Origin of the sequence: Pseudomonas sp. MD195_PC81_125, from assembly GCF_014060985.1 — a bacterium.
In the GTDB taxonomy this organism is placed as follows: Bacteria; Pseudomonadota; Gammaproteobacteria; order Pseudomonadales; family Pseudomonadaceae; genus Aquipseudomonas; species Aquipseudomonas parakoreensis.
In genome coordinates this window covers 1-9,737 of sequence record NZ_JABULD010000556.1, presented here as the reverse complement: position 1 = coordinate 9,737, position 9,737 = coordinate 1, and the positions used below count along the sequence as shown (strand labels likewise).

At 61.0% G+C, this 9,737-nt stretch carries 3 protein-coding genes and 4 pseudogenes; 6 read left to right on the top strand and 1 reads right to left on the bottom strand.

Annotation, left to right across the window (positions count from 1 at the left end; all coding sequences use genetic code 11):
• Positions 1-181: 181 nt before the first annotated feature.
• The 3 genes and pseudogenes from HT737_RS22385 to HT737_RS22375 all read left to right on the top strand — a co-directional run bounded on the left by HT737_RS22385 (position 182) and on the right by HT737_RS22375 (position 2,755).
• Positions 182-502, top strand: a complete 321-nt coding sequence (locus HT737_RS22385) for a helix-turn-helix transcriptional regulator (protein ID WP_003222436.1) — start codon at positions 182-184, stop codon at positions 500-502.
• A gap of 5 nt (positions 503-507) precedes the next feature.
• Positions 508-1,674: an MFS transporter gene (locus HT737_RS22380; protein WP_182404021.1), complete on the top strand. Its 1,167-nt coding sequence runs from the start codon at positions 508-510 to the stop codon at positions 1,672-1,674.
• A 30-nt stretch (positions 1,675-1,704) separates the two neighbouring features.
• Positions 1,705-2,755: pseudogene (locus HT737_RS22375) on the top strand (alkene reductase).
• A gap of 222 nt (positions 2,756-2,977) precedes the next feature.
• On the opposite strand, the gene emhR reads toward HT737_RS22375, so the two are convergent.
• The gene (gene emhR, locus HT737_RS22370; RefSeq protein ID WP_182404020.1) at positions 2,978-3,610 is read right to left on the bottom strand and encodes an efflux system transcriptional repressor EmhR; all 633 of its coding nucleotides are present in this window, start codon (positions 3,608-3,610) and stop codon (positions 2,978-2,980) included.
• 267 nt (positions 3,611-3,877) lie between these two features.
• Between emhR and HT737_RS22365 the strand changes: the two are divergent.
• From HT737_RS22365 to emhC, 3 pseudogenes are all read left to right on the top strand, one after another.
• A pseudogene (locus tag HT737_RS22365) lies at positions 3,878-5,034 on the top strand (efflux RND transporter periplasmic adaptor subunit).
• 3 nt (positions 5,035-5,037) lie between these two features.
• A pseudogene (gene emhB / locus HT737_RS22360) lies at positions 5,038-8,188 on the top strand (efflux RND transporter permease subunit EmhB).
• Positions 8,185-9,646: pseudogene (emhC, locus tag HT737_RS22355) on the top strand (efflux RND transporter outer membrane subunit EmhC). The pseudogenes emhB and emhC overlap by 4 nt, the downstream one beginning before the upstream one ends.
• Positions 9,647-9,737: the final 91 nt, after the last annotated feature.

Sequence of the window (9,737 nt, the reverse complement as noted above, 5' to 3'; positions counted from 1 at the left end):
ATGAGTTTCATGGGGCGCAGCTTAGCACTGCGCGCTTTCATCGTTACAACACACGTATCGTTATAACCCGATATACCGATTTATGCGGTCGTCAGATCAAATTCATATTGGTATATCGCGAAATAACGATTTAAAGTTCGCCTCATCGCGATATAGCGCTACACATCACGAGCACAAAGCCATGAACCTCGACCTCGACGAAATAATAAAAGCCCTGGCGCACCCAGTACGGCGAGACATCCTCATCTGGCTGAAAGACCCCAAAGCCCAGTTTCCTGAGCAGATTCACAACCACGAGTACGGCATCTGTGCCGGGCAGATCGATCAACGCTGCGGCCTGTCGCAGTCGACCGTCTCCGCCCACCTGGCGACCCTGCAACGTGCAGGTCTGATCAGCAGCCAGAAAGCCGGCCAGTGGCACTTTTTCAAACGCAACGAGGACGTGATCCAGGCGTTCCTCGACGCCATCGTCAAAGAGCTCAGCGCTCCCACAAGGAATTGATTCAAATGCCCCTCTCGCTACTCATCCTGGCCTTGAGTGCCTTCGCCATCGGCACCACCGAGTTCGTCATCATGGGCCTGCTGCCCGATGTGGCGACCGATCTCGGTGTGTCGATCCCGGGCGCCGGCTGGCTGGTGACCGGTTACGCCCTGGGCGTGGCCATCGGTGCGCCGTTCATGGCGCTGGCCACCGCCAGACTGCCGCGCAAGGCCGCGCTGATAGCGCTGATGGGGATTTTCATCGTTGGTAACCTGCTGTGTGCCATCGCCAGTGATTACAACGTGCTGATGTTTGCCCGTGTCGTCACGGCACTGTGCCACGGTGCGTTTTTCGGTATCGGTTCTGTGGTAGCTGCCGGGCTGGTCGCGCCAAACAAGCGCGCATCCGCCGTGGCACTGATGTTCACCGGCCTGACCCTGGCCAACGTGCTCGGCGTGCCACTGGGCACGGCGCTGGGTCAGGAAGCCGGCTGGCGTTCGACCTTCTGGGCGGTAACCGTAATTGGCGTCGTGGCGCTGATCGGTCTGATCCGCTTCCTGCCGGCCAAGCGTGACGAAGAAAAACTCGACATGCGCGCCGAACTCGCCGCCCTCAAGGGCGCCGGTATCTGGCTGTCGCTGAGCATGACCGCACTGTTCGCCGCGTCGATGTTCACCCTCTTCACCTACGTCGCGCCGCTGCTCGGCGATGTCACCGGTGTCTCGCCCAAAGGCGTGACCTGGACCCTGCTGCTGATCGGCCTCGGTCTGACGGTGGGCAACATCATTGGCGGCAAACTGGCGGACAAGCGTCTCGGCGCCACTCTGATCGGCGTGTTCGTGGCGATGGCGGTGGTTTCCACCGCGCTGAGCTGGACCAGCGTTGCGCTGATCCCGACGGAAATCACCCTGTTCCTCTGGGCCACCGCTTCGTTCGCCGCCGTTCCGGCGCTGCAAGTCAACGTGGTGACCTTCGGCAAGGCGGCTCCGAACCTGGTGTCGACCCTGAACATCGGCGCTTTCAACATCGGCAACGCCTTGGGCGCCTGGGTCGGCGGCAGCGTCATCGCCCACGGTTTCGGCCTGACCAGCGTGCCCCTGGCCGCCGCCGCGCTGGCCGTACTCGCGCTGCTGGTGACCCTGATCACTTTCCGTCAGAACGGCGACGCCGGTCTGGCCCCTGCTACCCACTGATTAACCACTTCACTGACGAGGGTTGTACACATGGCAACTATTTTCGATCCGATCAAACTGGGCGACCTCGAGCTGTCCAACCGCATCATCATGGCCCCGCTGACCCGCTGCCGCGCCGACGAAGGCCGCGTACCGAACGCGCTGATGGCTGAATACTACGTACAGCGCGCGTCGGCTGGCCTGATCCTGTCCGAAGCCACCTCGGTCACCCCGATGGGCGTTGGCTACCCGGACACCCCCGGGCATCTGGTCCAACGACCAGGTCCGCGGCTGGACCAACGTGACCAAAGCCGTGCACGCTGCCGGCGGCAAGATCGTCCTGCAACTGTGGCACGTCGGCCGCATCTCGCATCCGTCGTACCTCAACGGCGAAACCCCGGTCGCGCCGAGCGCCATCCAGCCTAAAGGTCACGTCAGCCTGGTGCGTCCATTGGCCGACTATCCGACCCCGCGTGCTCTGGAAACCGCTGAAATCGCCGAGATTGTCGAGGCCTACCGTACCGGCGCCGAGAACGCCAAAGCCGCCGGTTTCGATGGCGTGGAAATCCACGGCGCCAACGGCTACCTGCTCGACCAGTTCCTGCAAAGCAGCACCAACCAGCGCACCGACAACTACGGCGGCTCCCTGGAGAACCGTGCGCGTCTGCTGCTGGAAGTGACTGACGCGGCGATCGACGTCTGGGGCGCCGGCCGTGTCGGCGTGCACCTGGCACCCCGCGCTGACTCCCATGACATGGGCGACGACAATCTGGCCGAGACCTTCACTTATGTCGCTCGCGAGCTGGGCAAACGTGGCATCGCCTTCATCTGCTCCCGCGAGAAAGAAGGTGCCGACAGCCTCGGTCCACAGCTCAAAGAAGCCTTCGGCGGTGCGTACATCGCTAACGAGCGCTTCACCAAAGACAGCGCCAATGCGTGGCTGGCTGAAGGCAAGGCTGACGCCGTAGCGTTCGGCGTACCGTTCATTGCCAACCCGGACCTGCCGGCACGCCTGAAGGCCGATGCTCCGCTGAACGATCCGCGCCCAGAGCTGTTCTACGGCAAGGGCCCGGTCGGTTACATCGACTACCCGACGCTGTAAACGTTATTCAGTCCAAAAGCAGCAGAAAACGCAAAAAGCCCCCGACTCGTGAGAGCCGGGGGGCTTTTTTCTTGGGCGCCCGGTACGGGGCAGCTAACATTCGTTCACAGGGACGACACAAAATCCCTACAAAATCCGTAGCTCGCTACGTTTAAACTCGCGGTTCGGGCGTCTATAAAAGCAGGCCAATTGACATAACCTGTGTCATTTACGCATTTTGTTTCATTTGCGCAGGCTGGGGCTCAGGCGCAGCATATCCAACCCTGTATCGACCCAACGCTCGGCCTCGGCATGCAGCTCAAAGCTGTCCGGCGCCAATAGCCATCCATACAGGAGGCCATCGATATACGCATGAATGCTGATGGCCGCGCGGGCAGTGTCGAGATCTTCCGGCAACTGGCCGCGATTGACCGCATTACGCAGGGTCAGTCCGATGCGCAGATTGCATTCGAGACTGGCCGTGCGGCGCTGCTGGCGCAGATCGCACATTTCATCGGTGAATTCGCACTTGTGAAACAGAATCTCGTTAATGCGACGGGTCTTCGGATCCAGGGCAACCTGATGGAACAGATGGATCAACAGCTTGCGCATGCACCCCAGCGGATCGAGTTCGTCCTCGCTCTCGCTGGCCTTGGCCAATTCATCCAGCGGTTCATGCAGGCTGTCGAGCATCGCCTGCACCAGATCGGCCTTGTTACTGAAGTGCCAATAAATGGCGCCGCGCGTAACGCCGGCCATTGTCGCGATATCCGCCAGGGTCGTGCGGGCCACGCCCCTTTCATAAAACGCTTTCTCGGCCGCTTCGAGAATCTGGCTGCGCGTTTCCTGAGCTTCCTCTTTGGTACGACGGACCATGGCAGTAAAACCTCAAACAGGATGTTTCAGGGATGGCTGAATATCCGCTGAATAAAGAGGGGGCCGATTTCTCACGAATCGGCTCCCCGGCCTACAATTTCAAACCTTGCGACGCATTTTGTAACAGGGTGGGTACGACGCCAAGCTATTTACAAACAACCATGAACGTAAGTATATTCCTTAGCAAGCTACTTATCCACTCGACCCGATTTTTTTACCCTTCCACACTTCTTGTGCGCATTTTGCGCGCCTGACCCGAGGATCTTCATGCAATTCAAGCCAGCTGTTACCGCTCTGGTCACTGCCGTCGCCCTGGCATCGCTGCTCAGCGGATGTAAAAAGGAAGAAGCGGCCCCGGCCGCTCCGCCTCCTCAGGTCGGCGTCGTCACCCTGCAACCACAAGCGTTCACCCTCACGTCGGAACTGCCGGGGCGCACCAGTGCGTACCGCATCGCTGAAGTCCGGCCACAGGTCAACGGCATCATTCTCAAGCGTCTGTTCAAGGAAGGCGCCGACGTCAAAGCCGGTCAGCAGCTGTACCAGATCGATCCGGCAGTCTATGAAGCGACCCTGAAAAGCGCCGAAGCCAATCTGCGTTCGACCAAGTCGATCTCCGACCGCTACAAGCAACTGGTCGACGAGCAGGCCGTGAGCCGCCAGGAATACGACACCGCCGTGGCCAACCGCATGGAATCGGAAGCGTCGCTGCAAAGCGCGCAGATCAATGTGAAATACACCAAGGTCTACGCGCCGATCTCCGGTCGTATCGGCCGTTCTGCGGTGACCGAAGGCGCGCTGGTCAGCAATGGTCAGGCCGACGCGATGGCGACGATCCAGCAACTGGACCCGATCTATGTCGACGTCACCCAGTCCTCGGTTGAACTGCTGGAACTGCGCCGCGAGCTGGAAAGCGGTCGTCTGCAGAAAGCCGGTGACAACTCGGCAGCGGTCAAGTTGACCCTGGAAGACGGCAGCCAGTACAAGCTCGACGGCAAACTGGAATTCTCCGAAGTATCGGTTGATCCAACGACCGGTTCCGTGACCCTGCGCGCCGTGTTCCCCGAACCCCGGATCACACCCTGCTGCCCGGCATGTTCGTCCGCGCCCAGTTGCAGGCCGGCGTCAACGCCGCCGCCATTCTGGCGCCGCAACAAGGCGTGACCCGTGACCTCAAGGGCACCCCGACCGCACTGGTTGTCGGCCCGGACAACAAGGTCGAGCTGCGTCAGCTCAAGGCCAGCCGCACCGTCGGCAGCCAGTGGCTGATCGAAGATGGCCTGAAAGCCGGCGATCGTCTGATCACCGAAGGCCTGCAATATGTTCGCCCAGGTGCTCAGGTCAACCCGACCGAAGCGACCAACGTAGCCAAGAACCCGGCCCCCGCTCAGGCAGCTGACAAAGCCGCTGGCGGCAAAGGGGAGTAACTCATGTCGAAATTTTTTATCGACCGTCCGATTTTCGCCTGGGTAATTGCCCTGGTGATCATGTTGGTCGGGGCACTCTCGATCCTCAAATTGCCGATCAACCAGTACCCGAGCATTGCGCCTCCGGCCATCGCGATCTCCGTGACCTACCCGGGTGCTTCGGCACAAACCGTGCAGGACACCGTGGTCCAGGTGATCGAGCAACAGCTCAACGGTATCGACAACTTGCGTTATGTGTCTTCGGAAAGTAACTCCGACGGCAGCATGACCATCACCGCGACCTTCGAGCAAGGCACCAACTCCGACACCGCGCAGGTTCAGGTTCAGAACAAGCTGAACTTGGCGACCCCGCTGCTGCCGCAGGAAGTGCAGCAACAGGGTATCCGCGTGACCAAGGCAGTGAAGAACTTCCTGCTGGTGATCGGCGTGGTATCGCGTGACGGCAGCATGACCAAGGACGACCTGTCCAACTACATCGTGTCGAACATGCAGGACCCGATCTCGCGGACTGCCGGTGTCGGTGACTTCCAGGTCTTCGGTGCCCAGTACGCAATGCGCATCTGGCTCGATCCGGCCAAGTTGAACAAGTACAACCTGACCCCCGCTGATGTCAGCAGCGCGATTTCGGCGCAGAACGTTCAGGTGTCTTCCGGTCAGCTCGGCGGTTTGCCGGCGCTGCCAGGCCAGCAACTGAACGCCACGATCATCGGCAAGACCCGTCTGCAGACTGCCGAGCAGTTCAAGGCGATTCTGCTGAAGGTCAACCAGGACGGTTCGCAAGTGCACATCGGCGATGTCGCCGACGTCGGTCTGGGTGGTGAAAACTCGACCATCTCGGCGCAGTTCAACGGCAAGCCGTCGTCCGGTCTGGCGGTCAAACTGGCCAACGGCGCCAACGCCCTCGACACCGCCAAGGCGCTGCGCAAGACGATTGACGAACTCAAGCCGTTCTTCCCGCAAGGCATGGAAGTGGTGTTCCCGTACGACACCACGCCAGTGGTGACCGAATCGATCAAGGGTGTGGTTGAAACCCTGGTCGAGGCGATCGCGCTGGTGTTCCTGGTGATGTTCCTGTTCCTGCAGAACTTCCGCGCCACCGTCATCACCACGATGACCGTGCCGGTGGTATTGCTCGGCACGTTCGGCATCCTCGCGGCTGCCGGTTTCAGCATCAACACCCTGACCATGTTCGGTATGGTATTGGCCATCGGCTTGCTGGTGGACGACGCCATCGTCGTGGTGGAAAACGTCGAGCGGGTGATGGCCGAAGAAGGCTTGTCACCGAAGGAAGCGACCAAGAAGTCCATGGGGCAGATCCAGGGCGCTCTGGTCGGTATCGCCCTGGTGCTGTCGGCAGTATTGCTGCCGATGGCGTTCTTCAGCGGTTCCACCGGTGTGATCTACCGTCAGTTCTCGATCACTATCGTCTCGGCCATGGCCCTGTCGGTGCTGGTTGCGCTGATCTTCACCCCGGCGCTCTGCGCGACCATGCTCAAGGCCATTCCGAAAGGCGAGCACGGCACGCCGAAAAAAGGCTTCTTCGGCTGGTTCAACCGCAACTTCGACCGCAGCGTGCGCAGCTACGAGCGCGGCGTTGGCAACATCCTGCAGCGCAAGGCGCCGTATCTGTTGGCCTACCTGTTGATCGTGGTCGGCATGATCTGGCTGTTCACCCGCATTCCGACTGCGTTCCTGCCGGAAGAAGACCAGGGCGTATTGTTCGCCCAGGTACAGACTCCAGCGGGTTCCAGTGCCGAACGAACCCAGGTCGTGATCGACGAAATGCGTTCGTATCTGCTGGATAAAGAAGCGGGGGCGGTGTCTTCGGTGTTCACCGTGAACGGCTTCAACTTCGCCGGTCGTGGGCAGAGCTCGGGTCTGGCGTTCATCATGCTCAAGCCGTGGCACGAGCGTGATTCGAGCAACAGCGTGTTTGCCCTGGCCCAGCGCGCCCAGCAGCACTTCTTCAGCTTCCGCGACGCGATGGTGTTTGCCTTCGCCCCGCCAGCGGTACTGGAGCTGGGTAACGCCACCGGTTTCGACGTGTTCCTGCAGGACCGCGCCGGTATCGGTCACGAAAAAACTGATGGAAGCGCGTAACCAGTTCCTCGGCATGGCCGCGCAGAGCAAGGTGCTCTACCAGGTGCGTCCGAACGGTCTGAACGATGAGCCGCAATACCACCTGGAAATCGACGATGCGAAGGCCCGCGCCCTGGGCGTGAGCATTTCCGACATCAACAGCACCCTGTCGATCTCCTTCGGTAGTAGCTACGTCAACGACTTCATCGACCGCGGTCGGGTGAAAAAGGTGTACGTGCAAGGTCAGGCTGGCGCTCGCATGAGCCCGGAAGACCTGAAGAAGTGGTACGTACGCAACAGCGCCGGGACCATGGTGCCGTTCTCCGCATTCGCCAAGGGCGAGTGGATCTACGGTTCGCCGAAACTGGCACGCTACAACGGTGTGGAAGCGATGGAGATCCTCGGTTCTCCGGCGCCGGGTTACTCCACCGGTGAAGCGATGGCCGAAGTCGAAGCGATTGCCAAGAAGCTGCCGGCCGGTGTCGGTATCTCCTGGACCGGTCTGTCCTACGAGGAACGGCTGTCCGGCTCGCAGGCGCCAGCGCTGTATGCCCTGTCGCTGCTGATGGTGTTCCTGTGTCTGGCGGCGCTGTACGAGAGCTGGTCGATTCCGATCGCCGTGATGCTCGTGGTACCGCTGGGGATCATCGGCGCGCTGATGGCCACCAGCCTGCGCGGGCTGTCCAACGACGTGTACTTCCAGGTGGGTCTGTTGACGACCATCGGTCTGGCAGCTAAAAACGCCATTCTGATCGTCGAATTCGCCAAGGAGCTGCATGAACAAGGGCGCAGTCTGCGCGATGCGGCGATCGAAGCGTGCCGCATGCGTCTGCGACCGATCATCATGACCTCGCTGGCGTTCGTTCTCGGTGTAGTACCGTTGGCGATCTCCACGGGCGCAGGTTCGGGTAGCCAGCACGCGATCGGTACCGGCGTGATTGGCGGTATGCTCACGGCCACGATCCTGGCGATCTTCTGGGTCCCACTGTTCTTCGTCACGGTTTCGTCCATGGGCCAGCGCAAAATCGCCGATCCGGACGAGACGACTGAAACTCCTAAAGAGGCTGGCCAATGAGCAAGTCGCTACTCTCCATCGCAGTCGCCGCCTTCGTGCTGAGCGGTTGCTCGCTGATCCCCGATTATCAGCAGCCTGAGGCTCCTGTCGCAGGTCAGTACCCGCAAGGGCCGGCCTATTCGCCGGCCCAGGCGCCGGCGCAAGCCGCTGCCGAGCAGGGCTGGAAGCAGTTTTTCCATGACCCGGCCCTGCAGCAGCTGATCCAGGTGGCACTGGAAAACAACCGCGACCTGCGTGTCGCGGCACTGAATATCGACGCTTACGCGGCTCAATACCGCATCCAGCGAGCGGATCTGTTCCCGGCCGTATCGGCCAATGCCAGCGGCAGCCGTCAGCGGGTTCCGGCGCGAGCGTCGCAGACCGGTGATTCGACGATCACCAGTTCCTACACCGCGACCGTCGGCATCAGCGCCTACGAACTCGACCTGTTCGGACGGGTGCGCAGCCTGAGCGAACAAGCGCTGCAACAATACTTCGCCACCGAAGAAGCGCGTCGCAGCACCCAGATCAGTCTGGTGGCCAGTGTGGCCAACGCCTACATGACCTGGCAGGCGGACAAGGAACTGCTCAAGCTGACGCAGGACACCCTCGGTGCCTTCGAAGAAAGCTACAAGCTGACCAGCCGCAGCAACGAAGTCGGTGTGGCCTCGGCGCTGGACCTGGCGCAGTCGCGCACCTCGGTGGAAAACGCCCGGGCGCAACTGGCCAAGTACACCCGTCAGGTGGCTCAGGACGAGAACAGCCTGACCCTGCTGCTCGGCACCGGTATCCCGGCCAATCTGCAAGCGGCCAAACCGCTGTCGGATGATCTGCTCAGCGACGTACCGGCCGGTCTGCCTTCGGACTTGCTGCAACGTCGTCCTGACATCCTTCAGGCCGAGTACAACCTGAAAGCGGCCAACGCCAACATCGGCGCCGCCCGTGCAGCGTTCTTCCCGAGCATCAGCCTGACCGCCAATGCGGGCAGCCTGAGCCCGGACTTGTCCGGTCTGTTCAAAGGTGGTTCGGGCACATGGCTGTTCCAGCCGCAGATCAACCTGCCGATCTTCAACGCCGGCAGCCTGCGCGCCAGCCTCGACTACGCCAAGATCCAGAAGGACATTGGCGTGGCGAACTACGAGAAGTCGATTCAGACCGCCTTCCAGGAAGTCGCCGACGGCCTGGCCGCCCGCCAGACCTACACCGAGCAGTTGCAAGCGCAGCGTGACTTCGTCGCGGCCAACCAGGATTACTACCGCCTGGCCGAGCGTCGTTACCGCATCGGTGTCGACAGCAACCTGACCTTCCTCGACGCCCAGCGTCAGTTGTTCAGCGCGCAACAGGCATTGATCACCGACCGCCTCGCGCAGCTGACCAGTGCGGTCAACCTGTACAAGGCCCTGGGGGGGTGGCTGGAATGCGCAGACCGCGCAGAACGAACCGCTGAAAGAAGAAGCACCGAAGATGAAGCTGTTCTGATCATCATCAGGTGAAAACAGGAAGCCCACCGATTGGTGGGCTTTTTGTTGCCTGAGAATCAAAAGATCGCAGCCTTCGGCAGCTCCTACAG